Genomic DNA, 25,135 nt, shown 5'->3' on the forward strand with positions numbered 1-25,135 from the left:
TTTATGCCTGCTTATGCTAAAACGCAAGCGTTGAAAATTAGATAATTTTTTCGTAGCGTTATTTAATTTATTTAAGTACAAATGATGGGTGTTCAGCCAAAATCTCGAAAAACGAAACACAGCGGCATTTGCTATTTTTTTAATTGTCAAGTGTTGTACCAACGTCAAGTCTTGGTACTTCATGGTGATGTCTGCATCGTGCTTCGTATGATTCCTGCGCACCTACTAAAATAATGGGATCATCATAGGATGCGGGTTTACCGTCGATCAAGCGTTGTGTTCTACTCGCTGGGGAGCCGCATACCGAACAAACTGCTTGAAGTTTTGTTACAAGCTCTGCACATGCCATTAAATGCGGAACAACACCAAATGGCTCTCCTCTGAAATCTTGATCAAGGCCTGCAACAATGACTCGGTAACCTTTATCAGCCAATTGAGTGACAATGTCAATGATTGTCTCATCAAAAAATTGCACCTCATCAATGCCAATGACATCGGTTCTTTCTGATATGTGCGTTATTATGTCTTTTGGTGAGGCTACTGCAATCCCATCGACTGATGAACCGTTATGTGAGACAACTGAGCTTGTACTATATCGGTTATCAATCGCTGGTTTGAATATTTTTACTTCTTGTTTGGCAAAGGTGGCTCTTTTGGCTCTCCGAATCAATTCTTCCGACTTTCCAGAAAACATACTTCCGCAGATGACTTCAAGCCAACCGCTTTGTTTCATCACATACATAAGGTCTTCTCCCCCGTTTTAAAGTTCCATCAATCCACGTAAAAAAACAGGCAAGAACGGATTCCTGCCTGTTTATTGTATCTATTATTACTTAAGACCGTATTTTTTGTTAAAGCGGTCAACACGTCCATCAGCAGAAGCGAATTTTTGACGGCCTGTATAGAAAGGATGGCACTCAGAGCAAATCTCGATGCGTACCTCTTCTTTTACTGATCCAGTTTCAAACTCATTTCCACAAGCGCATTTGACTGTAGCTTTTTTGTAGTTAGGATGAATTCCTGTTTTCATCTACTGTCATCTCCTTCCGCCCTGAATCCAATTCGGAAACAGAGTTAATATCTCAGAATAAATTCTGAAACGCACATGATGAAATTATAACAGTGTGAGTCTATGATTGCAAATTTATTTTTTCAACAAGCTATCTTCTTGATGCAGACATGTTCGCTTGTTTCCATTCTTGCGTTAAAATATCGAAAAATTCTTGGTTTGTCTTTGTTTTTCTCATTTTGCGCATGAACTTCTCAGCAAAGTCAGGTGTATCTGACATTGATTTTCTCATCGCCCATAGACGGTCAAGATGCTCTTTTGGTACAAGCAGTTCTTCTTTTCTCGTACCAGAACGACGAATGTCGATCGCTGGGAAAATTCTTCTTTCTGCAAGAGATCGGTCCAAATGAAGCTCCATGTTCCCCGTTCCCTTAAACTCCTCATAAATCACATCATCCATACGTGATCCCGTATCCACAAGCGCAGTGGCTAAAATCGTCAAGCTTCCTCCTTCTTCAATGTTACGCGCAGCACCAAAGAAGCGTTTTGGACGGTGGAAAGCCGCTGGATCAATACCGCCGGAAAGCGTTCGGCCGCTTGGCGGGATGACAAGGTTGTATGCACGAGCAAGCCTTGTGATGCTGTCCATTAAGATGATGACATCTTTCTTATGTTCAACAAGACGCATGGCACGCTCTAATACAAGCTCTGCTACTTTAATGTGGTTTTCCGGTACTTCGTCAAAGGTTGAACTAACAACATCCCCTGCAACAGAACGTTCGATATCTGTTACTTCCTCCGGGCGTTCGTCAATCAAAAGGACAATCAGCTCTGACTCTGGGTGATTTTCAGAAATGCTGTTGGCAATTTCTTTGAGCAAAATGGTTTTCCCAGCCTTAGGCGGTGCAACAATTAAACCACGCTGCCCAAATCCAACTGGCGCCATCATATCCATAATTCTAGTAGACAGGTGATTAGGCTGTGTTTCAAGAATCATTTGACGATCAGGGAATAGCGGCGTGAGTGCAGGAAAGTGAACACGTTCCTTAGCTGATTCTGGGTCGTCCCCATTTACCGCTTCTACATGAAGGAGGCCATAGTAGCGTTCATTCTCTTTTGGAGGTCGTACCTTTCCAGACACCTTATCTCCGTTTCGTAAATCAAAGCGTCTGATTTGTGAAGCTGAAATATAAATGTCTTCAGAACTTGGAGAGTAGTTAATTGGTCTTAAGAAACCAAATCCCTCAGACTGAATAATTTCAAGAACCCCTTCCATAAATAAGAGATCCTCTTGCTCAGCGTTCGCCTTTAAGATGGCAAAAATTAATTCTTTTTTTGTTAGTTTGCTGTAATAAGAGATTTTGTATTTTTTTGCTAACTCATACAGCTCTTTTAATTTCATATTTTCCAAAGATGAAATCGAAACATCTTTCAATATGGACACCACACTTTTCTAGTCAATGTATTTCATTACAAATGCATGACCAATGTATTTGATTAGCTTTTAATTCCGTTTTTGTTGGAATGACCTCGCTCTCATGGTAACGCTCCCACTCGTTTTATCTTAAAAGATAGGAACAATGTGAAATTGAGCTTTGTCAACATAGAGAAGGATAATGAGTATATCGTCATGATGCGGCAGTTTTAAACTTGTTGAAGCTTAAAAGAAGTAAATTCGCAGAAAATTTCGCAGCACTCTTTAGTTTTACCTCATTTGCAGAGAATATTCAACTTTAAAAAGAAAATGATATACATTTGACACCTATATGAAAAGCGGGTAATGAATACCCGCTTTCAGATTACGGACGAATGACAAGATTCGGTTTTTTCTTTAAGCTGTGTCTGCCGTCTACGAAACGAACTGTACCCGATTTCGCACGCATAACAACACTATGTGTTGTTCCAACAGAGCCTTTGAATTGAACACCTTTTAATAGCTCGCCGTCTGTTACACCAGTCGCTGCAAAAATGGCATCATCACCTTTTACAAGGTCTTCCATTCTTAGGACTTTGCCAACATCCAGCCCCATTTTCTCACAGCGTCTTAGTTCTTCTTCACTTTGAGGAAGAAGCTTTCCGTGGATTTCACCACCAAGTGCCTTTAACGCAACAGCAGAAAGGACACCTTCTGGCGCTCCGCCTGAACCAAATAGAATATCAACACCTGTGTGATCAAATGCTGTATTAATAGCTCCTGCAACGTCACCATCATCGATCAGTTTAATTCTTGCTCCTGCTTCTCTCAGTTCAGCAATAATTTTCTCATGTCGATCTCTGTTTAAAATCGTTGCAACGACATCTTCAATATCTTTGTTTTTTGCTTTTGCCACAGCGCGAAGATTATCAATGACAGGCGCTTCGATGTCGATGCAGCCTACCGCTTCTGGACCTACTGCGATCTTATCCATGTACATATCAGGTGCATTCAGCAGGTTGCCATGATCTGCAACCGCAATAACAGCTAAGGCATTCCAGCCGCCGCTTGCCACAATATTTGTTCCTTCTAACGGATCAACAGCAACATCCACGCGGGGTCCGTATCCGTTCCCAAGCTTTTCCCCAATATAAAGCATTGGTGCTTCGTCCATTTCTCCCTCGCCAATGACCACTGTTCCTTTCATCGGAATGGTATCAAATACATCACGCATTGCACTTGTTGCAGCATCATCTGCTTCGTCTTTTAATCCTCTTCCCATCCAACGGGCAGATTTTAATGCGGCTGCTTCTGTCACCCGTACTAGTTCCATCGATAAACTTCTTTCCATTTTTGTCCAAATCTCCTCTCACAGTCAAAGCCTTACGAATTTTGAAGTTCTTCTATTTCTTGGTCATTCAGCTTTTCACGCCAGATGGTTGCACCCAAGCCTTCAAGCTTCTTCTCAAGCAAACTATATCCTCTGTCTATATGTTCAAGCCCTGTGATTTCGGTCACACCGTCTGCCATTAACCCTGCAACGACGAGACAAGCACCTGCACGAAGGTCACTTGCTTTGACCTTTGCTCCTTGAAGCTGCGTTTGCCCAGTTATAATGGCAGATCTACCTTCGACCTTCATGTTTGCACCCATTCGACGCAATTCGTCAATGTGTTTAAAGCGGGCTGAGTAGATCGTATCTGTGACCACACTCGTGCCTTTCGCCTTTGTTAAGAGCGCCGTCATCGGCTGCTGAAGGTCAGTCGGAAAGCCCGGATACACAAGGGTTTTGATATCGACAGGCTTGAGTCCTTCGTTTCTGCCAACGATCAGCATCTGATCGTTGCTCGTTTCAATGGTGAACCCCATTTCTCTAAGTTTCGCCGTAATTGATTCTAAATGAGTTGGGATCACATTATCAAGAACAACTTCATCTCCCATCGCAGCACCAGCAATTAAAAATGTGCCTGCTTCTATGCGGTCAGGGATGATGGAATGCTTACAGCCATGAAGAGATTCTACACCTTCGATTCGAATCACATCAGTACCCGCACCTTTGATTTTGGCTCCCATGCTTGCAAGCAGTGTCGCTACATCAATAATTTCGGGTTCTTTTGCGGCATTTTCAATCACCGTTTTTCCTTCAGCCAGTACGGCTGCCAGCATGATATTGATGGTCGCACCTACACTGACAACATCAAGGTAAATACGAGCTCCGACTAATTTTTCAGCGCGCAAATAAATCGCACCCTGCTCGTTTGTCACCTCGGCACCAAGTGCTTCAAAGCCTTTGATATGCTGATCGATCGGCCTAGGTCCTAAGTGACATCCTCCTGGCAGTCCGATGACAGCCTGCTTGAACCTGCCGAGCATGGCTCCCATTAAATAATAGGATGCACGCAGTTTCTTCACCTTTCCATTAGGAAGCGGCATACTGATCATGGAAGAAGGATTGACGATCATTTCACCTTTTTCAAACGTAACCTTTCCGCCAATCTCTTCTAACAGATCTCGTAATGTGTCAATATCTGAAATATGCGGAAGGCCCTCAATGGTTACTGGAGAATCAGCGAGAATCGTGGCAGGAATCAGTGCCACTGCACTATTTTTCGCACCACTAATATGTACGGTCCCGCGCAAAGGGTCACCGCCGGCAATGTTTAACTTTTCCATATTTGTCTCCCTTCTTAAAGAAGATCACTGTTGGAGTTATACTGTTTGTGGATGTCGCGCTTTAAAAGGTCTTGTCCAAAATTTAGCCAATATCAAGAGAAAGAATACAGGTTAAACGAAATTTGTCGGAAGAAAAATAATCGAAGCTTTGCGAGGCTGTGATGTTCTCTTCTTTGCACAAAACATTTCTTAGCGTTTTTAAGGAAAACTGCGGCAAACGGGAGACAATCCCGCCTGCCACAATCACTTATTTATTCCAGTCTGCTAAAAATTGCTCAATGCCTGCATCCGTTAACGGGTGTTTTGTCAGCTGCTTGATGACTTTCAGCGGCATTGTGCCGATATGAGCACCTCTAAGCGCAGCTTCTGTCACGTGCTGCGGGTGACGAATGGATGCAGCAATGATTTGTGTATCTAATCCGTGAACATCAAAAATGGTTTTCACTTCGCTGATGAGATCGAGACCATTTTGGCCAATGTCATCTAAGCGGCCGAGGAATGGAGAGACATACGTTGCACCAGCTCTAGCTGCAAGCAATGCCTGGTTTGCACTAAAAATCAAAGTGACGTTTGTTTTAATACCAAGGTCTGTTAACGCTTTGACAGCTTTAAGGCCATCTGTTGTCATCGGTACTTTGACCGTGATATTTGGTGCGATGGCAGCAAGCTCTTTTCCTTCTTCAATCATTTCCTCTGCTTTAAGGGAAATCACTTCTGCACTGACAGAACCTGATACGACGTCAGTGATTTCGCGAAGACGGTCGTGGAATGATACGTCCTTTTCTTTCGCTACTAAACTAGGGTTTGTTGTGACGCCTGCTAAAATGCCAAGCTCGTGCGCCTCTTTGATGTCTGCGATATTCGCTGTATCTACGAAAAATAACATAACCGTGCCACTCTCCTATCAATAAATTGTCTGAAATGTAAATTTTGATTGCGCTTTCTCAAGATATGGAGAAAACCGCCTGTGACTCAGGCGGCTTTCGGTTCTCATCAAATTATGCTTGGTTAGAAGAACCAAATTCGCGCATTTTGCCGATAACAGTCGCTTTAATTGCGTCACGAGCTGGTCCAAGATATTTACGTGGATCATACTCTTCTGTTTTTGCAGCAAGTGTTTCGCGTACTGCTTTCGCAGAAGCAATTTGGTTTTCAGTGTTTACATTTATTTTTGCTGTACCAAGTGAAATTGAACGCTTGATGTCAGCAGTTGGGATACCTGTTCCGCCATGAAGAACAAGTGGAAGGCCTGTCATTTTACCAATTTCTTCCATTTCAGCGAAACCAAGGTTTGGTTCACCTTTGTATGGACCATGAACTGAACCTAGTGCAGGTGCAAGGCAGTCAATGCCAGTGCGTTCTACAAGCTCTTGGCATTCTTTTGGATCAGCATAAATAACGCCCTCAGCGATGACGTCGTCTTCTTGTCCGCCAACAGTCCCAAGCTCAGCTTCTACAGATACACCATGGAAATGTGCAAGCTCAACTACTTTCGCAGTTGTTGCTACGTTCTCATCGAATGGGTGGTGAGAAGCGTCGATCATGACAGAAGTAAATCCTGCATGGATTGCTTTTGCACAAGATTCAAAGCTTGAACCGTGATCTAAATGAATCGCAACAGGAACTGTTACATTATATTCTTCGATTAACGCTTTAACCATTGCGACAACTGTTTTGAAGCCGCCCATGTAGCGTCCTGCCCCTTCAGATACTCCTAAGATAACTGGAGATTTCTCTTCTTCAGCAGCTTGTAAAATCGCTTGCGTGAATTCTAAATTATTTAAGTTAAACTGTCCAACAGCGTAACCTTTTTCCTTTGCGTCTTTCAACATTTCTGTCATTGAAACTAAAGGCATGATGAAAAATCCTCCCTATGTAGCTAATTTGCTTACTAAAAAAAGCTCTCCACCCTAGCATGACCAGAATTTCTCGCCATATGTAAACTTTCAAAGTCAGATCGCTTTCTTCTTCTTATCTAGGATACCAATTATTCGACAAATCGGCAACAGAATGACTCGATTCAATCATTTCCATCTAACCATTTGTTTCGAGCGGCAAGTATTCTTTGACAGCATCTCGGATTTCATCAATATCAAATGGTTTCGCAAAGTGAGTCAATGCACCGAGTTCTTTTGATTCTTGGATCATGTCTAATTCGCCATAGGCTGTCATAATGATGACACGGATGTCTTCATCAATTAATTTCATGCGTTTTAAAATTTCAATACCATCCATTCCGGGAATCTTCATATCAAGCAGGACAAGGTTTGGTCTATGATTTTTCACAATATCTAACGCCTGAAGTCCATTGGCTGCTTGGAAGGTTTGATAGCCTTCTTTATGAAACACTTCATTCAATAATATTCTAATACCGTATTGATCATCGACAATTAAAATTTTCTCATTCATCTGTTACACCCCATTGCTTTCATTTTTCGCCATAAAAAGAGCTGTTGTTAAATAATTCTGTTTGATTTTCACATTTCCTTTATTTATAATAGTTTACTTTACGACATTTTCTGAGCATTTTTCCTAATATTCTCTTTATATTCTATTATAAAATGATCTGACCGAAGGAGGAAATCAGTCTTGTTAAAAATTTTCACGACCCAGTTATCAGGTATTTTTTCACGTATTGGAGAAAAGCAGGCTGAAGCGATCGAGGATGGTGCACGCCTTCTTGCACAAGCCGTTGTCAGTGGACATGCTGTTTATTTTCACGGAAAGAATGAACTGGCTGCTGTAGCCCTAGAGGCAACTGAAAGCAAGGAGCCATTTCCAGGTGCGAAAGTACTGCCGCTTGATCAAACGGAGCGCAGCTTGCTTCATCCAAGTGACAGGGTGCTGCTATTTTATTCAGACCCAGAAGACGAGGAGATTCAATCTCTTGTAAAAGAGCTGCACGCTCAAGGTACGCCCATTGTTGGTGTCGGTCCAGCACAAAAGGAGCCGTCCATGATTGAAGAGCATTGTGATGTCCACATTGATTTTCAGCTCAAGAAACCGCTTGTGCCCGCTGATGACGGAACAAGGTTCGGTTATCCTGCTTTAATGACATGCTTATACGTCTACCACGCTCTATCGTTTACTGTGAAAGAAATCGTTGAGGAATATGAATAAAAAAACTGCCGAGAAGATCATATTCTCGGCAGTTTTTGATTTATTTTGATTCAGATGCTTGCAGTGAAGCACCAACGAAATCTCTAAATAATGGCTGTGGTCTTGTCGGTCTTGAGACGAATTCTGGGTGGAACTGAGAAGCAAGGAACCAAGGATGATCCTTCAGCTCGATAATTTCAACAAGACGTCCGTCTGGGCTTGTACCAGAGAAGACAAAGCCTGCGGCTTCCATTTGCTGTCTGAATTCATTATTAAACTCATAGCGATGACGGTGGCGTTCGTAGACCACTTCGTCATTGTATGCAGCAAATGCTTTTGAGTCTTCATTTAATTTACATGGATACAGACCAAGACGAAGTGTTCCGCCTAGATCATCTACATCCTTCTGTTCTGGGAGAAGGTCAATGATTGGGAATGCTGTTTCAGGATCAATTTCCGCTGAATGAGCTCCCTCAAGGCCTAGTACGTTTCTCGCATATTCGATCGACGCAACTTGCATTCCTAAGCAGATTCCGAAGAATGGCACTTTGTTTTCACGGGCATATTGTGTAGCAATGATTTTCCCTTCCACTCCGCGGTCTCCGAAGCCTCCAGGAACGATGATGCCGTCTACATCTTGCGCGAAATCAGCCATATTTTCTGCTGTCACTTCTTCTGCATTGATCCATTTGATTTGAACGTCTGCATCAAATGCATAACCAGCATGGCGAAGTGATTCAACGACAGAAATGTATGCATCTTGCAGTTCAACATATTTTCCTACTAGACCAATTGTGACTTGTTTTGAGAGATTTTGTACTTTATCGACTAGCGCTGTCCACTCCGTCATGTCTGCATCTTGGCAGTCAAGTTTCATATGTTCACATACAAGCTTGTCTAGTCCTTGTTTTTGTAAATCAAGCGGAATAGAGTACAGCGTGTCTGCATCCTGACATTCGATAACAGCTTTTGTATCAATATCACAGAATAACGCAATTTTGTCCTTCATGTCTTGGGTCATTGGCATTTCAGTTCTGACCACAATAACGTTTGGCTGGATACCAAGGCTGCGGAGTTCTTTTACACTATGCTGTGTTGGTTTTGTTTTCAGTTCACCTGCTGCTCGGATGTAAGGAACAAGGGTACAATGAATGTACATCACGTTTTCACGGCCAATGTCACTCTTCATTTGACGAATCGCTTCAAGGAAAGGAAGGGATTCGATGTCTCCTACTGTTCCGCCGATTTCTGTAATGACCACATCTGCACCTGTTTCTTTTCCGGCACGGTACACGCGATCTTTGATTTCATTTGTAATATGAGGAATAACCTGTACGGTTCCGCCTAAATAGTCGCCTCGGCGCTCTTTCTTCAGAACAGTAGAGTAGATTTTACCCGTTGTGACGTTGCTGTACTTATTTAAGTTAATATCAATGAAGCGCTCGTAGTGACCTAAGTCAAGGTCTGTTTCAGCACCGTCATCTGTGACGAAGACCTCACCGTGCTGATATGGACTCATCGTCCCTGGGTCTACGTTGATATATGGATCGAATTTTTGAATGGTGACATCCATCCCTCTATTTTTCAGAAGGCGGCCTAACGATGCAGCCGTGATCCCTTTTCCAAGTGAGGAAACAACTCCTCCTGTTACAAAAATATACTTTGTCATTTCGTATGCTCCTCTCTTTTTTACCCTTGCATGACTAGACATGCACAGCTTCATCCTTTTTAGAGTGTATCCCTAAATCTCTTGAAAAATAAGAAAGCTCCCTTTCAAATAAATGAAAGGGAGCGTAAATGAACGTATCTTTACGTACTCTTTTTAGAGAGCCCAAAATACATACTACATAGTTCGCTCTCGAAAGTCAAGACGGTTTTGTCCTGTTTTGAGGACCGGTTTGTGAGGGTTATTTTTCTTCCTTATTATCGTCTAAATCGTCTTCGTCAATTTCTGTTAAGCCGTCATCATCTTCGTCGTCATCGTCTTCGTCGAAGTCTTCTATATCTTCGTCAATTTCCTCATCATCGTCTAGGTCGAGATCATCGTCGTCTTCAACAAGATCAAGATCTTCTTCAAGCTCTTCGATTTCTTCTTCCTCTTCAATTTCATCGAAGTCTTCTTCAACGACAGCTGCTTTTGTTTTTTTCTTTTTCGCTTTTGTTTTCACAGCTGGCTGAACTTCTTCTTCGATTTGATCAACTGGATACCAGCTGCGAAGTCCCCATCTCTGATCACCTAACGAAATAAAGCGGCCATCTATATTTAAGTCTGTATAAAATTGAGCAAGTCGATCATCAAGATCAGATTTTTGTATCCCTTGTAAACGGACCATTTCATCTATTAACTCGGAAAACGTAATCGGTGTTTTGCTGTCTCTGAAAATTTCATATGCAAGTTCAACTAAAGACATGTGCTTGAGCTGCTCCTGTGAGTATTCTTTCAAACTCAAGGTCAGACACTCCCTTTCTATTACATGTATGTATCCATTTATCAGTGAAATAATAAGTGTTTATCCCTTATTTTTACGACAAACCATACCTCTCATTATAAACAAATTAGAGGAGTTTATGCCACCTTTAATCATGTTAATTTTTGATTTTTTCTCATGGGGCGCACCATCTGCGTGAAATTGGTCTGGCTTTTGTGTACGGTATGCTTTTTGTCTTTTAGTTTGTCCATCTCTATTTTAAAACTGGATTCTCTGAATGAATAAGATAACGATAGCAATCGTACATACCATTCCCGCAGGCATGAGGACAAATAGTTTTCTGCGGCTGTTTTCTTTTTCTTCCTTCTTTTTTGGAGACTTTGAAAGCTCTGTGGAGACCATAATCCATATGATCATCGTGACTAATCCTAAAATACCCATAAATGTTGTGTTCATTATGATAACCTCCATATTGATACTTTTGCACATTTTATCATATTGATAAGGTAGCATGGGACAATATTGGAAATGATTTCACATTTAAGAACTGATTATCGCACCAAAACAGACCACCTCACGTCAGGTGGTCTTTGCTTGGTTTCTACATATCTAGCAGTTTGCGCGAGATGACTAGGCGCTGGATTTCTTGTGTGCCTTCATAAATTTGAGTGATTTTCGCATCTCGCATGTATCGTTCGACTGGGTAATCCTTTGTATAACCGTAGCCGCCGAAGATTTGAACGGCTTCTGTTGTTACTTTCATGGCTGTATCTCCAGCAAAGAGCTTTGACATAGCTGATTCCTTTCCATACGGAAACCCTTTCGTTTCAAGCCATGCTGCCTGATAAGTAAGCAGCCTGGAGGCTTCAATTGCAGTTGCCATATCTGCCAGCTTAAAAGCGATCCCTTGCTGCTGTATGATTGGTTTGCCAAATTGCTTGCGCTCCTTCGCATAATGGACCGCCGCATCAAGAGCGCCTTGTGCAATCCCAACAGCCTGAGCAGCAATACCGTTTCTACCGCCATCGAGCGTCATCATGGCTATTTTGAATCCTTCTCCTTCTTGTCCGAGCCGGTTCCTTTCATGAATCCGGCAATCTTCAAATCGAATTTCAGTCGTTGGCGATGAGCGGATGCCCAGTTTGCTTTCCTTTTTGCCAACCGAGAACCCGGGGGTCTCTTTTTCTACAATAAAGGCGGTTGTATTTCGAGATGCAGCTTCTTGGTCTGTCACGGCAAACACAATATAATAATCCGCAATGCCGCCATTTGTAATAAAGATTTTCGCACCGTTCAGGACGTATTCACTGCCTGCCTTTACTGCCGTTGTCTTCATTCCACCGGCATCTGAACCTGAACCGCTCTCAGTGAGTGCATATGCCCCTACCTTCTGTCCTTCTGCAAGCGGCTTTAAATAGGTCTCCTTTTGTTCATCTGTTCCGAAAGTATAGATGGGCCACGAGGCGAGAGAGGTGTGAGCGGAGAGGGTGACACCTGTAGAGGCGCACACTCTTGAAAGCTCCTCAACTGCGATGACGTATGCTAAATAGTCACTGCCGATCCCGCCTACCTCTTCCGGCCAAGGGATACCCGTTAAACCGAGCTCCGCCATCTGGCGAAAAATAGCTGGATCATACGTTTCTGTCTCGTCCCGCTCTGCTGCTGTTGGCTCTACTTCATTTTTCGCAAAATCTCTCACCATTTTTCGGATCATTTCATGTTCATCACTTAATTGAAACTGCATCATGAGCCACCTCGTTTCATATTAGCTGTTTACAAATGACCAGCCTTTGAATTTCACTTGTTCCTTCGTAGATTTCACAAACTTTCGCATCACGAAAGTAACGTTCTGTTTGATAGCGATTCGTATAACCGTCCATGCCGAGCAATTGGATCGCTTCTGTACTGATCTCAACTGCCGTTTTAGACGCAAATAGCTTTGCCATTGATGCTTCCTTTGTGACCGGACGATTCGCCTCTTTATAAGAAGCCGCTTGATAAACGAGCAGCTTGGCTGCTTCAAGCTTCGCCGCCAAATCACCCAGCCGAATGGTCGTTTCTAGACCTGCTGGGTGCTGCTTTAAATACGTCACTGCTTCAGTTAAAGCGGCTTCTGCAATGCCGAGGCTTTGAGCCGAGATACCGATTCTCCCCGCATTTAAACTAGACATGGCTATGTGAAAGCCCTCTCCTTCTGCACCGAGCAGCTGCTGCTTTGGAATCCGCACACCATCAAAATGAAGCGTTACTGTTTTTGACCCGTGCAGTCCCATCTTTTTCTCATCTTTTCCGATCGTAAATCCTGGTGTATCTTTTTCGACAATGAACGCCGATATATTTTTTTTCGCAGAGGCAGGGTCTGTCACTGCAAAGACAAGATACAGTTCTGCTTCCCCGCCGCTTGTAATAAACATTTTCGTACCATTTAACACATAGTGGTCATCTGCCCGCTCCGCTCTTAACTGAATACTGGAGGCATCTGAGCCAGCCTTGGGTTCAGTCAGGCAAAATGCCCCCAGTTTCTGCCCGGATGCAAGCAGCGGAACATAGGATTTTTTTTGCTCATTCGTTCCAAAAACCAAAATAGGCATCGTCACAACAGATGTATGAACGGACACAATGACACCGATAGTCGCACTCACTTTGGATAATTCATGAATCGCAATGATATATGTTGTAAAATCTGCTCCTAAGCCTTGATACGAAGCTGGTATTGGAATTCCTAGAAAGCCTTGGCGTCCCATTTCAGCTAAAAGTGTTCTTGGGAACTGACCTTGTTCCATGGCTTCCACTTCAGGGAATACACGCTGTCTTGCAAATTCTGCTGCCTGTTCTCTCCAGAGACGCTGTTGATCCGTAAGCAAAACATCCATCTTGACTCCCCCTATGAGTGGTCGTGGTATGTGTAAAAACCTCTCATTGTCTTTTTGCCCAGCCAGCCTGCATTTACGTATTTTTTCAAAAGAGGACAAGGTCGGTATTTGCTATCCCCAAGTCCTTCATGAAGGGTATTCATAATAAATAAACATGTATCTAGTCCGATGAAATCAGCGAGACGAAGCGGCCCCATTGGGTGATTCATTCCAAGCGTCATGACCCCGTCAATGCTCTCTGCATCTGCCACGCCTTCATAAAGGGTGTAAATGGCTTCATTGATCATTGGCATCAATATGCGATTTGATACAAACCCTGGGAAGTCTTCCACTTCAATTGGGGTTTTATTTAATGTCTTTGCTGTTTCATAAACGATTTGATACGTGTCGTCACTTGTTTGCAGCGCTCGAATGACCTCAACCAGTTTCATGACAGGCACCGGATTCATAAAATGCATGCCAATCACTTGCTCCGGTCTCCCCGTAACAGCTGCTAATTCTGTGATTGACAAGGAAGATGTGTTTGTTGCAAATATCGTCTTCGCCTCTGCAAATTGATCAAGTGTTTCAAAGATTTGTTTCTTCACACTCATTTGTTCAGATACAGCTTCAATCACTAAATGAGCCTGCTGCACGTCCTTTAAATCTGTGGAAACGGCAAGCCGCTGCGTAATATCTCGGACTGCCTGATGGGCCAGCTTTCCTTTTTCTGCTCGTTTCGTCAGTTGTTTGGTCATGGAGGAAATGGCTCGATGAATCTGCTTTTCAGATGCATCATGCAGCAGGACTGTGTAGCCTGACTGAGCAAAAACTTGGGCAATGCCTGATCCCATTTGACCTGCTCCAACGACCATGACGGTCTCTTCTGTACTCATGACGATGAACGCCTCCCTTTTAATCTACCTTTATCATGATGGCATCTCCTTGACCGCCTCCACTGCAAATCGCCGCGATGCCAATGCCTCCGCCTCTTTGTTTCAATGCATGAATCAAGGTCAAGATGATACGTGTTCCGCTTGCCCCAATGGGATGACCAAGCGCAACTGCACCACCGTTGATATTCATTTTCCGCCGGTCCAGCCCGGTTATTTTTTCACATGCCAGCGCAACTGCTGAGAAGGCTTCATTGATTTCAAATAGATCGATATCTTCTAGACGCTTGCCTGTTTTCTGTAAAATTTTCTCGATGGCAAAGGCTGGTGTTTTCGGAAAATCCTTTGCCTCTACGGCTACCTGCGTATGCCCAAGCACGACTGCCATTGGCTTTACGTCATGCTGCTCCGCATATGTGTCTTTCATTAAAAGAAGCGTACTTGCTCCATCATTGACACCTGGTGCATTTCCAGCGGTAATGGTACCCGTTTGATCAAAAACAGGCATGAGCTTTGACAGTCGTTCATATGACGTATCACGCCGCGGGGATTCATCTTCTGTGATCAGCCGCTCTCCCGTTTTCGTCTTGACGGTGACTGGGGTGATTTCCTGTTGAAAAAAGCCGTTTTTCTGCGCTTCGATGGCCCGTTCATGACTTCTTAGTGCCCAAAGGTCTTGCTCTTCCCGCGTGATACCAAGCTCCTTTGCAGCCATGCTCCCATACTCACCCATATGAACGCCTGTAAATGAACAGGTTAATCCATCTAAAATCATCGCATCTTGTACCGCACCATCTCCCATTTTGTAGCCCCATCGCGCTTTTTTTAGCAAATAAGGTGCGTGTGACATGGACTCCATACCGCCTGCTACGATGACCTCAGCATCTCCAGCTCGAATGATTTGATCTGCTGTGCTCACACTGCGCATTCCTGATGCACAGACTTTATTGATAGTTTGCGTCGGAACGGACCATGGAAGATCAGCATTTCTTGCTGCTTGCCTTGAAGGAATCTGACCTTGTCCTCCCTGCAAAACACTTCCCATGATGACCTCATCCACAAAATGTGAATCCCGTACTCTTTCCAGCGCAGCTTTGATCGCTATTCCGCCTAGTTCTGCGGCAGTCAACCCACTGAAAGCACCGCCTAGTTTTCCAAATGGTGTTCTTGCTCCAGATACAATGACCGTCTTACTCATGTATGTCCCCTCCCGTTTGTTACCGCTTACATATTATCTAGGCAGCTGATGTACAGCGCCATGTATAAGCCGATGAATATCCTATTCATCGGCCTGTTTTGTTTACGAAACCTGCTTTCCAGCCTCACCAAACACTGATTTTTCAAGAAGTTCTGCGACATCAAATGTGCCTACCTGCTCCTCTACTTCCTTCGCCTTCGTGCCATCTCCCAGCATGGTGAGGCAATAAGGGCATCCTGAGCTGATGATGGACGGCTGCACCTGTAACGCCTGCTCCGTTCGGGCAGTGTTAATCCGGGTACCTGTCTCTTCTTCCATCCACATTAAGCCCCCGCCTGCACCGCAGCACATACCGGTTTCACGATGACGCTTCATTTCTCTCAGCGTCACACCAGGGATGGCTTTTAAAATGTCTCTCGGCGGATCATACACTTCGTTATATCTGCCTAGGTAGCAAGAGTCGTGGAAGGTAATCACTTCGTTCACTTCATGTACAGGCGTTATTTTCCCTTCTTTCACTAGCTCTGCCAGTAATTCTGTATGATGGTACACTTCTGCCTCAAGTCCGAAGTCTGGATACTCATTTTTAAATAAATTGTAGGCGTGCGGATCAATCGTGACGATCTTTGTGACCCCGTTTTTCTGGAATTCTTCAATATTTTTTGCAGCAAGCTCTTGGAATAAAAATTCGTTTCCAAGTCTTCTTGGTGTATCGCCTGAGTTTTTCTCTTTATTGCCTAGGATGGCAAAGGAGACCCCTGCTTCGTTGAGGAGCTTTGCAAAGGCAAGCGCAATTTTTTGGCTTCGATTGTCATATGCCCCCATTGAACCAACCCAGAATAAATAATCGAAGGTTTGATCTGCTTTTTTCAGCTCTTTTACTGTCGGCACATGCACATCTTCTCTCAGTTCACGCCAATTTTCTCTTTCTTTCCGGTTCAATCCCCACGGGTTCCCTTGGCGCTCAATGCTTGTCATGGCACGCTGTGCATCTGCATCCATTTTCCCTTCGGTCAGCACAAGATATCTGCGCATATCAATAATCTTGTCGACGTGTTCATTCATGACAGGGCATTGGTCTTCACAGTTTCGGCACGTCGTACATGCCCAAATTTCTTCTTCTGTAATGACCTCACCAATGAGAGAAGGATGATACATTGAGCTGGCCGCCGATTCCTCTGCACCTGCTCCTCTCGCCTGCAGCGCCAGCTGATTTCCTGTTGTCTGCCTGAAGGCAAGCTGCGGGACCCATGGTGTCTTCGATGTAATGGCGGCCCCTTTATTTGTTAAATGATCTCTTAACCTTAAAATTAAATCCATTGGAGACAGCATCTTCCCTGTTCCTGTTGCCGGGCACATATTTGTGCAGCGCCCGCATTCCACACAGGCGTAAAGGTCGATCAGCTGTGACTGACGGAAGTCTTCAATTTTTCCCACACCGAAGGTCTCTTGTGTCTCATCTTCAAAATCAATTTTTTGCAGCTTGCCTGGCGGGTCTAATCTGCTGGCAAATACATTCACCGGTCCTGCAATGAGGTGAGCGTGCTTTGACTGCGGGACATATACTAAGAATGTCAGCAAAATAAGGAGATGCACCCACCATGCGACATAAAAAACGACCGTTGCTGCAAGAGGTGAAATTCCGCCCAGCAAGAAAGCAATACTGGAGGCGATTGGCTCAGTTGGTGATAGAGAGTGTCCATGCCAAATGATGTTCATCCCGTTCCCCAGTAAGACTGTCAGCATCAAGCCGCCAATAAATAAAAGCACTAGACCTGATTTAAAGCCTCGTTTTAAACGGACAAGCTTCTCCACATACCTTCTATGGAATGCCCAAACAACAGCTACTAAAATGAGAAGTGTGACCACCTCTTGGAAAAAGGTAAAGACACCGTAAAGCGGACCTAAAGGGAGTCCGCTGCCCGGAACGAGTCCCTTCATAATAAAATCAAGGGCTCCGAACTGTACAAGAATAAACCCGTAGAAAAACAGCACATGAATGATGCCGCTCTTCTTGTCCTTTAACAGCTTCTTTTGCCCAAACACATTGACCCAAACACGCTCTAAGCGTCTCTTCATGTCTTGTTGAAATTCTTCTTTTTTACCAAGACGAATATACGCCGCTCGTGTTCGAATGAGATAAATAAACAAATACACAGCGTAAGCGGTCACCGCCGCAAATGCGATCAAGTTCATTATTAAAAGGCTATTCATCTTGCTCCCCCTTTCATTCCCCAAAAACCACTTTGTTCCGTTTCTATGTTGTACCTCTATCATAAATAATGAATGAGCATTCAGTCAATATTTTTTACACGTTTGGGTACACTATTGAAATATGCAAAAAAGGAGGAAGCTTCATGATCGCATTGATCATCCTACTCGTACTCATTGCCATCGTTTTTCTCGTGATGGTAGACCTTTATATGGGAAAGAAATATTTTTCTACCCGCGCTTTTGAACGGTCTTTTGATAAAACAAGCGGTGATGCAGCTTTTTATCATGATGGCGAACCATTTTTTGATCAGCTGCTCGCGGATATTCAACAGGCCTCTTCTTCTATTCATATGATGTTCTTTATTGTAAAGAACGACAAGATTGGCCAAAGGGTCTTACAAGCACTGAAAGCCAAAGCGGAACAAGGGGTTTCAGTCTTTTTGCTGACCGATCGACTAGGGTCCTATCCGTTTGATCAAAAGTCCATTGATATGCTAGAAAAAAGCGGCATCCAATTTTACTTTTTAAATAAGCCTCGTTTCCCTTTTTTGATTTATCGGTTAAACATGAGAAATCATCGTAAAATTACGGTGATTGATGGAAAGATTGGCTATATTGGCGGGTTTAATATTGGCGATGAATATGTTGGAAAAAATGGCCAGTTTGGCATTTGGAAAGATTATCATTTGCGCATGACAGGGCAAGTTGTCGCAGATCTCCAGCATGTGTTTTTGAATGATTTATACCGGTCATCTGGCATTCATCAGCTGCAATATGAGGTTTTTCCTGCTTTGGAACCGGGAACACTACAATGCACAACACGCGCGACTGCTGGTTTTTCTTTAGAAGCTTTGTTTCTCAAAGATATTCAGCAGGCGAGAAAGCAGATCATCATCTGTACGCCTTACTTTATTCCATCTGCCCCTCTTCTGAGTGCACTGCTTGATGCACGAGAGCGAGGTGTCACGGTTGAAATCATCATCCCAATGAAAGCGGATCATCCACTTGTCAAAGAGGCTGGATTTCATTATTTGAAGGACCTCATTGCCTCTGGCTGCCTTGTGTATCGTTTTTATAAAGGATTTTATCATGCGAAAGCCATTCTAATTGACCAGAGACGCTGTATGATTAGCACGGCAAATTTTGATAAACGCAGCTTGTTTCTAAATGAGGAAGTAGACGTGGCCATTGATGATGCCGGCTTTACTGCACACGTAGAGGAAAAAATTCGAGAGCACATGGAAGTGTCTGAGCTTATGACAGAGGAGAAATTGACCCAGCGTCCGCTTTTGTCACGTCCGCTGGAATGGGTTGGCGCCATGTTCTCGTACTTTTTATAAAGGAGATGACCTATGCGTTATCGATTTGGTTATGTATCCAATGCCGTCACCTTGTGGGAAGCTTCTCCTGCCAAGTCGCTGACCTTTGCAAGATACAGTAAGCTCTCAAAGGAAGAGAGAGAAGAGGCTTTATTGCGAATAACGAAAGCCAATCTCGTGAATACATTAAGAACGCTCTATTTCGCCATTGCCCATGATATCCCGCTTTACCGTTTTTCAAGTTCGATCGTCCCGCTCGCGACCCATCCCGATGTGCGCTGGGACTTTGTGACACCTTTTCAAAAGGAGTTTCTTGAAATTGGCGAGTTGGTGAAACGGCATGGGCTACGTGTGAGCTTTCACCCTAATCAATTTACCTTGTTTACTAGCCCAAAGCCTTCAATCACAGAAAATGCCGTGATCGATATGGCGTACCATTATCAAATGCTTGAAGCGATGAAGCTCGAAAAGGAAGGCTATATGAACATTCATGTGGGCGGTGCGTACGGTGATAAAGAATCGGCGCTTCAACGTTTTGATGACAATATCCAAAAGCTTCCGGCGCATATCAAGGCGAGAATGACGCTTGAGAATGATGACAAAACGTATACGTCGTTAGAAACCCTTGGTGTATGTGAAAAGCACGGTATTCCATTTGTTTTTGATTACCATCATCACGTTGCCAATAAAGATGACGATGCCGCGCTTGAAGACATCCTGCCAAGAATGTTCGACACTTGGACGAGCACTGGCATTCCGCCTAAAATCCATTTATCCTCACCTAAATCAGAAAAAGCCATACGCAGTCATGCAGATGGTGTAGATATGTCCTTTGTCTTACCGCTTTTTCATGCATTAAAACCGTATGGGCGTGATGTAGATTTTATGATTGAGGCGAAGTTAAAGGATCAGGCACTGCTCCGACTTGTCGAAGAGCTGTCTGCGATAAGAGGCAATAAGCGAACGGGCGGAGGAACCTTTGAGTGGAAATCATAGAGAAAGGTTTATCCCTGTGCAAACAGGGGTAACAAAGCTATTGTGAGAAAGTAATTAACAGGAGGATATGAAGATGTCTCAAATCTATTCAATCCAAATCGCTGCGAAAGCATTGAATTTACATAAGCTTATTTCTCTTTATCAAAAATGCCACCAGGCTCAACATCGTCTATATGTGTATTCTAAAAAAACAATGTGCAACATCAAGAACATCGTAGAGCTTGAAACCTTCAGGCTCACTCATTTAGAGTCTGACTACTTAATTGTCGTAGAGGGAAAAAAAGCGCAAGATCTCTTGCAGCCATTTGAAAAAGAGCAGGTTTCATAAAAAAGAGCAGCCCTCAGGCCGCTCTTTTGTTATATCCACTCTTTTGTCAACCAAACTTGTTTTGAAGCTGCATCCATTTTCACTTGTGCCCCGATTGGCATCGTAAGCATCGGGTGTGTATGGGCACAGTCAAAATCTGCGATGAGCGGTCTCTTTGTCTCTCCAAGCACCTCAAGTAAAATCTCGTAAGGTTCTTTTCCCGTTCCCTCATCATCAAACAGCTCATGTTTTCCCAAAAGAATACCTGATACCCGCTCAAACACTCCATTTACTTTCAATAAAGAGAAGTTTTTTTCTACAACCGAAGCGGTTTTCATGCAATCTTCAATAAGGAGGACGTCTCCGTTTTGAATGGCTGGCATGAACTCACTTCCCCATATGCCGTACATGGCATTCAGATTCCCGCCGATCAATCTGCCTTCTGCCTGTCCCTCTATGACGCACAGCCAATCGTTTGGACGCTGCTTTTTATCACGCGTCTTTTCTTCCCAATTGATTCGTTCATCCGTCCAAAAAGGTGGTTTTTTGACCTGATAAGGAATGGTTTGAGGCTGCATCAGGATGTCTTCGAACGACTGATATGTATAAGCGGCGAACGGTTCAAACTCTCCAAAAGATGGGACAAGCGCCGGTCCGTAGAATACAGGCAGTCCCGTTTTTTCGTAAGCGGCTAAAAGAATTGCTGTCGCATCTGAATAACCGATCATGATTTTCGGATGTTGCTTCAGCAGCGCAAAATCAAGATAAGGCAGCAAACTATTTGAATTTGTCCCGCCAATCATTGACATGACACACGCCAAGTCCTCTCTAGCCATTAGCTCATTCAGCTCATCGGCTCGTTCTTTAATTGTACCTGAACGGTAGTGATCCTCTTTCCCTGTTAATGATCCTGGTACCACAATGAATCCTTTTTGCTCAAGCCACTTCTTCGCCCGCTGATACCTAAGAGGCGAGGTCGCTGATGCAGGACTTGAAGGTGAAAAAATACCGATCTTATCTCCCTTTTGTAATCGCCGAAGCCCCTTCATTCCATCAGATCCTTCCTACACGAGTTTTTTCTATCCTAACAAAAAAAGCCCTTTATCAAAAGGGCTTTCAGATTTTTGACAAAGGGCTATAATGATCTTTATTTTAGTCCTTTATCTTTTTTCAGCGTGATAGAAAACCTTTGCAGTCTAGGAAGGACGAGCACTGGAGCGGAGCGAATTGAACATTCGTGAGCACCAGAGCGCAGGATTGACAACGAATGCGAGGGTTTGTCTACACGCTGAAAGCCCTTTATCAAAAGGGCTTTCTCTTTCTTCTTAATGACCAAACTGCGCTTCGTGCAGTCTGCTGTATACGCCGCCCATTTGGATTAAGTCTTGGTGGCGGCCTTGTTCTTGAATGCCTTCCTCTGTCACGACGATGATACGGTCGGCGTGTTTAATTGTCGCAAGGCGGTGGGCAATGACGAGCGTTGTCCGTCCGACAGCTAGTTCGCTCAGTGCATCCTGTATGGCTTTTTCTGTTTCTGTATCAAGTGCTGATGTGGCTTCATCTAGAATGAGAATGGACGGGTTTTTCAGGAACATCCGCGCAATCGACAGACGCTGCTTTTGACCACCTGACAGTTTGACGCCGCGCTCACCTATCACGGTATTTAACCCTTCTGGGAAACGCTGAACGAGTTCCTCTAAATGCGCACTTCTTACAGCCTCCCAAATCTCTGCATCACTGGCTTCTAGGTTACCGTACGCAATGTTTTCACGAATGGTGCCCGAGAATAAAAAGACATCCTGCTGCACAATACCGATCTGCTGCCTTAAAGAAGACAATGTCATAGACTTTGTGCTTACACCATCAATCGTGATCTCCCCTTCATCCACATCATAAAAACGAGGCAGCAGACTGCAAATGGTCGATTTCCCCGCTCCTGAAGGCCCGACAAACGCAACCGTTTCTCCTTGTTTGATCTTTAAATCGATATCCTTTAGCACATGGCTGTGTTCATCGTAGCCAAATGTCACGTTTCGATATTCAATTTCACCTTTCAGTCCGTATACATCACGTGCTCCCTCTGTATCCTTCACATCCGGCTCTGTTTCTAGTAAATCGACATAGCTTTTAAAGCCCGCAATGCCTTTTGGATACATTTCAATGACCGTGTTGATTTTATCAATCGGTCTAAATAAAACATTTGTGATCAGAACAAACGCGATAAAGCCACCTGCCGTTAATTGACCTTGCAGGACAAACCATGTACCTGCGAGAAGGACAAACAGTGTCACAAGACGTGTGAGAATGTAACTGATCGATCCATTGACCGACATAATTTTATAAGAAAGAAGCTTCGCTTTCCGAAAACGGTTGTTGTTTTCAGCAAAACGCTTTTTCTCGAAATGTTCATTGGCAAAGGCTTGAACAAGTCGAATGCCCCCGATATTGTTTTCAACCCTTGCATGAAAGTCTCCAATGTCATTATTGAGCTGTGTAATCGCCTTCGTCATCTTCTTATTAAAATGAAGGGCGAGCCAAATGATGACAGGCATGATGAGAAAGGTTAAAATGGCCAGCTGCCAGTTAATCATCAGCATGACTGCAAAGGCACCGAGAATCGTCATAATCGCTATAAACAAATCTTCAGGACCATGATGCGCCACTTCTCCAATGTACATGAGGTCGTTTGTCATCCGTGACATGAGCTTACCTGTTTTGTTGTTGTCAAAGAATTTAAAGGATAGGCGCTGGAAGTGATCAAACAGCTTCTTCCTCATATCTGTTTCAATATTAATGCCAAGCATATGCCCCCAATACGACACAATAAATTGCATAACTGAGCTGAGGGCATAAATGACAAACAGTGCAAGTGCCGTCCAGACAATGACTGTCCAGTTCCCTGTTGGCAACAAAGTATCAATGAAGTAGTTCACGATAAGCGGGAATCCCAGTTCCATCAATCCAACGGCAACAGCGCAAAAGAAATCTAAAAAGAACAGACCTCGATAGGGCCTGTAATAGGCGAAAAAGCGTTTTAGCATATGTAAAAGAACCTCATTTCCTCTATAATTGATAACCATTTTCAATTATAGAGGAATCCTCTTCAAAATACTAGATTAGGAAATGATTTCTTCGACTGGAAAGCCTCATAGCACACCAGAAAACAACCGAGCAAATGATTCCTTTAATCGCTCTTTTAAGCCTCTTTTATAAAAATGAACAGGCCCCATTTGCTCACATTCTTTCATATCTTCTTCATAATGGGCCATCAGCTGCTCAATGGGCTTTTTCGCGGCTGTAAAGACATTGACCTCAAAATTGAGCTGAAAGCTTCTCATATCCACATTTGCGGTACCGACAGAGGCAAGTTCTCCATCTGCGATCATCACTTTTTGATGCATGAAGCCCTTTTGATAGTGATACACTTTGATGCCCTCTTTTAGGAGCTCAGAAAAATAGGATCGTGTGGCGTATTGTGTGAGAAAGCCGTCATTGATCTCCGGAACCATCACCCGGACATCCACTCCTCTTGTCGCAGCAATTTTTAATGCTGTACGAAGGGATTCATTTGGGACAAAATAAGGTGTCGCAATCCAGACAAATTGTTTCGCATTTGAGATGAGTGCATCATATAAATCACTCATACTTTCTTTCATATCGGGTCCAGTCGGTACAACCTGAATGACATCCTCTCCCGTCACAGAGTGCGGCGTATGATACTTCGGATCATCAATTAATACTTCATCTGATACATACTCCCAGTCGAGCATAAAAACAGAGTGAAGGGTTTGAACAGCCTCACCCTTTAACATGGTATGCGTATCACGCCAAAAACCGATATTTTCATCACGTCCGACATATTCTTTTCCGACATTTAACCCGCCGACAAACCCTGTCTTCCCATCAATGATCACGATTTTGCGGTGATTTCGGAAATTGAATTTTTGATTAAAAAAACCATATTTTAAAGGCAGAAAAGGAGCGACCTTTACTCCTTCCTGCTTCAAGCGTTTAATATCTTTTCGGGAGAAGCGAATGCTGCCAGCCGCATCATAGATGAAGCGAACCTCTACCCCTTCTTTCGCTTTTTCTATCAGAATCTCCATCATCCGGTGCCCGAGGAAATCTGATTTGAACATGTAGTATTCTATATGGATGAACGATTTTGCCTTTTTTAATTCTTCAAATATACGGGGAAAAGTCTCCTCCCCATTCTTTAAAATGTCCATATCACTATTTGTGTTCACATGCATGCCTGTTGCTTTTTCTGTGTAATGAAAAAAAGTCCGCTGATTTTCGGTTAGACGCGATTCATCCGGCTTGCTCTCAAGCTCAGATATTCTGCGTAACTTTTCACGGTTGTACATTCTCTTTGATTTGAATAAATGACCTTTCACATAGAGCTGTCCTGAGAACAAATAAAACATATAGCCAATGATCGGGAAAAAGATCAGCACATACATCCATAACAACGTGTGCTGTGATGTACGGTTTTCTAGCATGAGTGAGATGATACTAAATAAAATAATGGCGATATAAACTGCCGCGTACAGCTGAATGCTCCACGCTGGCACAGGCCACCAATATACCACATATGCCCCGAATATCATAAAATATAAAAATAAAAATTCCAGTCTCCTCTTTTTCACATTCTCCGCCCTCATTCGTTTCTGTCTTTTTCTCTTCCATACCCTTTGCACAGCTTGTATGAAACGCACGGCCTATGCCTTTC

General features: G+C 43.5%; 23 protein-coding genes. 4 read left to right on the top strand and 19 right to left on the bottom strand.

Translation table 11 applies throughout. The annotated features are described in order from the left end of the window. Positions 1 to 139: 139 nt before the first annotated feature. From GKC25_RS16530 to GKC25_RS16565, 8 genes are all read right to left on the bottom strand, one after another. Positions 140 to 742 (bottom strand): thymidine kinase, encoded by a 603-nt coding sequence (locus GKC25_RS16530; protein WP_003214626.1) that lies wholly within the window; start codon positions 740 to 742, stop codon positions 140 to 142. Positions 743 to 829: 87 nt separating this feature from the next. Beyond that, the gene (rpmE, locus tag GKC25_RS16535; protein WP_003215407.1) at positions 830 to 1,030 is read right to left on the bottom strand and encodes a 50S ribosomal protein L31; all 201 of its coding nucleotides are present in this window, start codon (positions 1,028 to 1,030) and stop codon (positions 830 to 832) included. Positions 1,031 to 1,160: 130 nt separating this feature from the next. Continuing rightward, the gene (gene rho, locus GKC25_RS16540) at positions 1,161 to 2,444 is read right to left on the bottom strand and encodes a transcription termination factor Rho (protein ID WP_003215202.1); all 1,284 of its coding nucleotides are present in this window, start codon (positions 2,442 to 2,444) and stop codon (positions 1,161 to 1,163) included. A gap of 364 nt (positions 2,445 to 2,808) precedes the next feature. Next, on the bottom strand, positions 2,809 to 3,774 hold the full coding sequence (gene glpX, locus GKC25_RS16545) for a class II fructose-bisphosphatase (RefSeq protein ID WP_012011567.1): 966 nt from the start codon (positions 3,772 to 3,774) through the stop codon (positions 2,809 to 2,811). Between the two features lie 32 nt (positions 3,775 to 3,806). Then, complete coding sequence (locus tag GKC25_RS16550; RefSeq protein WP_034660302.1) at positions 3,807 to 5,096, bottom strand: UDP-N-acetylglucosamine 1-carboxyvinyltransferase; 1,290 nt, start codon at positions 5,094 to 5,096, stop codon at positions 3,807 to 3,809. 247 nt (positions 5,097 to 5,343) lie between these two features. Continuing rightward, the gene (fsa, locus tag GKC25_RS16555; RefSeq protein WP_034660303.1) at positions 5,344 to 5,982 is read right to left on the bottom strand and encodes a fructose-6-phosphate aldolase; all 639 of its coding nucleotides are present in this window, start codon (positions 5,980 to 5,982) and stop codon (positions 5,344 to 5,346) included. Between the two features lie 112 nt (positions 5,983 to 6,094). Then, on the bottom strand, positions 6,095 to 6,952 hold the full coding sequence (locus tag GKC25_RS16560; protein ID WP_034660304.1) for a class II fructose-bisphosphate aldolase: 858 nt from the start codon (positions 6,950 to 6,952) through the stop codon (positions 6,095 to 6,097). A 178-nt stretch (positions 6,953 to 7,130) separates the two neighbouring features. Further along, complete coding sequence (locus tag GKC25_RS16565; RefSeq protein WP_003214681.1) at positions 7,131 to 7,505, bottom strand: response regulator; 375 nt, start codon at positions 7,503 to 7,505, stop codon at positions 7,131 to 7,133. Positions 7,506 to 7,685: 180 nt separating this feature from the next. On the opposite strand from GKC25_RS16565, the gene GKC25_RS16570 reads away from it, so the two are divergent. Continuing rightward, positions 7,686 to 8,216: a DUF2529 domain-containing protein gene (locus GKC25_RS16570; RefSeq protein WP_187704211.1), complete on the top strand. Its 531-nt coding sequence runs from the start codon at positions 7,686 to 7,688 to the stop codon at positions 8,214 to 8,216. A gap of 40 nt (positions 8,217 to 8,256) precedes the next feature. On the opposite strand, the gene pyrG is transcribed toward GKC25_RS16570, so the two are convergent. The 8 genes from pyrG to GKC25_RS16610 all read right to left on the bottom strand — a co-directional run bounded on the left by pyrG (position 8,257) and on the right by GKC25_RS16610 (position 17,781). Further along, positions 8,257 to 9,864: a glutamine hydrolyzing CTP synthase gene (pyrG, locus tag GKC25_RS16575; RefSeq protein ID WP_003215143.1), complete on the bottom strand. Its 1,608-nt coding sequence runs from the start codon at positions 9,862 to 9,864 to the stop codon at positions 8,257 to 8,259. Between the two features lie 238 nt (positions 9,865 to 10,102). Continuing rightward, positions 10,103 to 10,645: a DNA-directed RNA polymerase subunit delta gene (gene rpoE, locus GKC25_RS16580; protein WP_034660308.1), complete on the bottom strand. Its 543-nt coding sequence runs from the start codon at positions 10,643 to 10,645 to the stop codon at positions 10,103 to 10,105. Positions 10,646 to 10,882: 237 nt separating this feature from the next. Next, positions 10,883 to 11,080, bottom strand: a complete 198-nt coding sequence (locus tag GKC25_RS16585; protein WP_034660309.1) for a hypothetical protein — start codon at positions 11,078 to 11,080, stop codon at positions 10,883 to 10,885. A 145-nt stretch (positions 11,081 to 11,225) separates the two neighbouring features. Then, positions 11,226 to 12,368 (bottom strand): acyl-CoA dehydrogenase, encoded by a 1,143-nt coding sequence (locus tag GKC25_RS16590; protein ID WP_034660310.1) that lies wholly within the window; start codon positions 12,366 to 12,368, stop codon positions 11,226 to 11,228. A gap of 16 nt (positions 12,369 to 12,384) precedes the next feature. Beyond that, the gene (locus tag GKC25_RS16595) at positions 12,385 to 13,497 is read right to left on the bottom strand and encodes an acyl-CoA dehydrogenase family protein (protein ID WP_342689274.1); all 1,113 of its coding nucleotides are present in this window, start codon (positions 13,495 to 13,497) and stop codon (positions 12,385 to 12,387) included. Positions 13,498 to 13,508: 11 nt separating this feature from the next. Next, complete coding sequence (locus tag GKC25_RS16600) at positions 13,509 to 14,372, bottom strand: 3-hydroxybutyryl-CoA dehydrogenase (protein WP_034660312.1); 864 nt, start codon at positions 14,370 to 14,372, stop codon at positions 13,509 to 13,511. Between the two features lie 19 nt (positions 14,373 to 14,391). Continuing rightward, the gene (locus GKC25_RS16605; protein WP_034660314.1) at positions 14,392 to 15,567 is read right to left on the bottom strand and encodes an acetyl-CoA C-acetyltransferase; all 1,176 of its coding nucleotides are present in this window, start codon (positions 15,565 to 15,567) and stop codon (positions 14,392 to 14,394) included. Positions 15,568 to 15,669: 102 nt separating this feature from the next. After that, on the bottom strand, positions 15,670 to 17,781 hold the full coding sequence (locus GKC25_RS16610; RefSeq protein ID WP_034660316.1) for a heterodisulfide reductase-related iron-sulfur binding cluster: 2,112 nt from the start codon (positions 17,779 to 17,781) through the stop codon (positions 15,670 to 15,672). Between the two features lie 143 nt (positions 17,782 to 17,924). Between GKC25_RS16610 and cls (GKC25_RS16615) the strand changes: the two genes are divergently transcribed. The 3 genes from cls (GKC25_RS16615) (at position 17,925) to GKC25_RS16625 (ending at position 20,424) form a co-directional block, all read left to right on the top strand. Beyond that, positions 17,925 to 19,121 carry a cardiolipin synthase gene (cls, locus tag GKC25_RS16615; protein ID WP_034660318.1) on the top strand — a complete coding sequence of 399 codons (1,197 nt, stop codon included), beginning with the start codon at positions 17,925 to 17,927 and terminating at the stop codon, positions 19,119 to 19,121. 12 nt (positions 19,122 to 19,133) lie between these two features. Continuing rightward, the gene (uvsE, locus tag GKC25_RS16620; RefSeq protein ID WP_095285674.1) at positions 19,134 to 20,096 is read left to right on the top strand and encodes a UV DNA damage repair endonuclease UvsE; all 963 of its coding nucleotides are present in this window, start codon (positions 19,134 to 19,136) and stop codon (positions 20,094 to 20,096) included. Between the two features lie 73 nt (positions 20,097 to 20,169). Continuing rightward, positions 20,170 to 20,424: a general stress protein gene (locus tag GKC25_RS16625; RefSeq protein ID WP_095285673.1), complete on the top strand. Its 255-nt coding sequence runs from the start codon at positions 20,170 to 20,172 to the stop codon at positions 20,422 to 20,424. Between the two features lie 29 nt (positions 20,425 to 20,453). Here the strand turns inward: GKC25_RS16625 and GKC25_RS16630 are convergent, their stop codons facing one another. From GKC25_RS16630 to cls (GKC25_RS16640), 3 genes are all read right to left on the bottom strand, one after another. Continuing rightward, positions 20,454 to 21,452, bottom strand: coding sequence for a S66 family peptidase (locus GKC25_RS16630; RefSeq protein WP_095285672.1), 999 nt, complete (start codon positions 21,450 to 21,452; stop codon positions 20,454 to 20,456). A 276-nt stretch (positions 21,453 to 21,728) separates the two neighbouring features. Next, positions 21,729 to 23,444 carry an ABC transporter ATP-binding protein gene (locus GKC25_RS16635; RefSeq protein ID WP_034660728.1) on the bottom strand — a complete coding sequence of 572 codons (1,716 nt, stop codon included), beginning with the start codon at positions 23,442 to 23,444 and terminating at the stop codon, positions 21,729 to 21,731. A 105-nt stretch (positions 23,445 to 23,549) separates the two neighbouring features. Then, complete coding sequence (gene cls / locus GKC25_RS16640) at positions 23,550 to 25,052, bottom strand: cardiolipin synthase (RefSeq protein WP_223249923.1); 1,503 nt, start codon at positions 25,050 to 25,052, stop codon at positions 23,550 to 23,552. Positions 25,053 to 25,135 lie beyond the last annotated feature (83 nt).

The sequence above is a fragment of the Bacillus pumilus genome (genome assembly GCF_038738535.1).
In the GTDB taxonomy this organism is placed as follows: Bacteria; Bacillota; Bacilli; order Bacillales; family Bacillaceae; genus Bacillus.

Coding starts and splice junctions, on each gene's coding strand:
- rpmE (WP_003215407.1), bottom strand. CDS start 1,030: ATGAAAACAGGAATTCATCCTAACTACAAAAAAGCTACAGTCAAATGC.
- GKC25_RS16630 (WP_095285672.1), bottom strand. CDS start 21,452: ATGAAGGGGCTTCGGCGATTACAAAAGGGAGATAAGATCGGTATTTTT.
- cls (WP_034660318.1), top strand. CDS start 17,925: ATGATCGCATTGATCATCCTACTCGTACTCATTGCCATCGTTTTTCTC.
- GKC25_RS16635 (WP_034660728.1), bottom strand. CDS start 23,444: ATGCTAAAACGCTTTTTCGCCTATTACAGGCCCTATCGAGGTCTGTTC.
- GKC25_RS16530 (WP_003214626.1), bottom strand. CDS start 742: ATGTATGTGATGAAACAAAGCGGTTGGCTTGAAGTCATCTGCGGAAGT.
- GKC25_RS16595 (WP_342689274.1), bottom strand. CDS start 13,497: ATGGATGTTTTGCTTACGGATCAACAGCGTCTCTGGAGAGAACAGGCA.
- GKC25_RS16550 (WP_034660302.1), bottom strand. CDS start 5,096: ATGGAAAAGTTAAACATTGCCGGCGGTGACCCTTTGCGCGGGACCGTA.
- GKC25_RS16625 (WP_095285673.1), top strand. CDS start 20,170: ATGTCTCAAATCTATTCAATCCAAATCGCTGCGAAAGCATTGAATTTA.
- GKC25_RS16605 (WP_034660314.1), bottom strand. CDS start 15,567: ATGAGTAAGACGGTCATTGTATCTGGAGCAAGAACACCATTTGGAAAA.
- fsa (WP_034660303.1), bottom strand. CDS start 5,982: ATGTTATTTTTCGTAGATACAGCGAATATCGCAGACATCAAAGAGGCG.
- GKC25_RS16565 (WP_003214681.1), bottom strand. CDS start 7,505: ATGAATGAGAAAATTTTAATTGTCGATGATCAATACGGTATTAGAATA.
- GKC25_RS16600 (WP_034660312.1), bottom strand. CDS start 14,372: ATGAGTACAGAAGAGACCGTCATGGTCGTTGGAGCAGGTCAAATGGGA.
- uvsE (WP_095285674.1), top strand. CDS start 19,134: ATGCGTTATCGATTTGGTTATGTATCCAATGCCGTCACCTTGTGGGAA.
- GKC25_RS16560 (WP_034660304.1), bottom strand. CDS start 6,952: ATGCCTTTAGTTTCAATGACAGAAATGTTGAAAGACGCAAAGGAAAAA.
- GKC25_RS16610 (WP_034660316.1), bottom strand. CDS start 17,781: ATGAATAGCCTTTTAATAATGAACTTGATCGCATTTGCGGCGGTGACC.
- pyrG (WP_003215143.1), bottom strand. CDS start 9,864: ATGACAAAGTATATTTTTGTAACAGGAGGAGTTGTTTCCTCACTTGGA.
- GKC25_RS16585 (WP_034660309.1), bottom strand. CDS start 11,080: ATGAACACAACATTTATGGGTATTTTAGGATTAGTCACGATGATCATA.
- glpX (WP_012011567.1), bottom strand. CDS start 3,774: ATGGAAAGAAGTTTATCGATGGAACTAGTACGGGTGACAGAAGCAGCC.
- GKC25_RS16590 (WP_034660310.1), bottom strand. CDS start 12,368: ATGCAGTTTCAATTAAGTGATGAACATGAAATGATCCGAAAAATGGTG.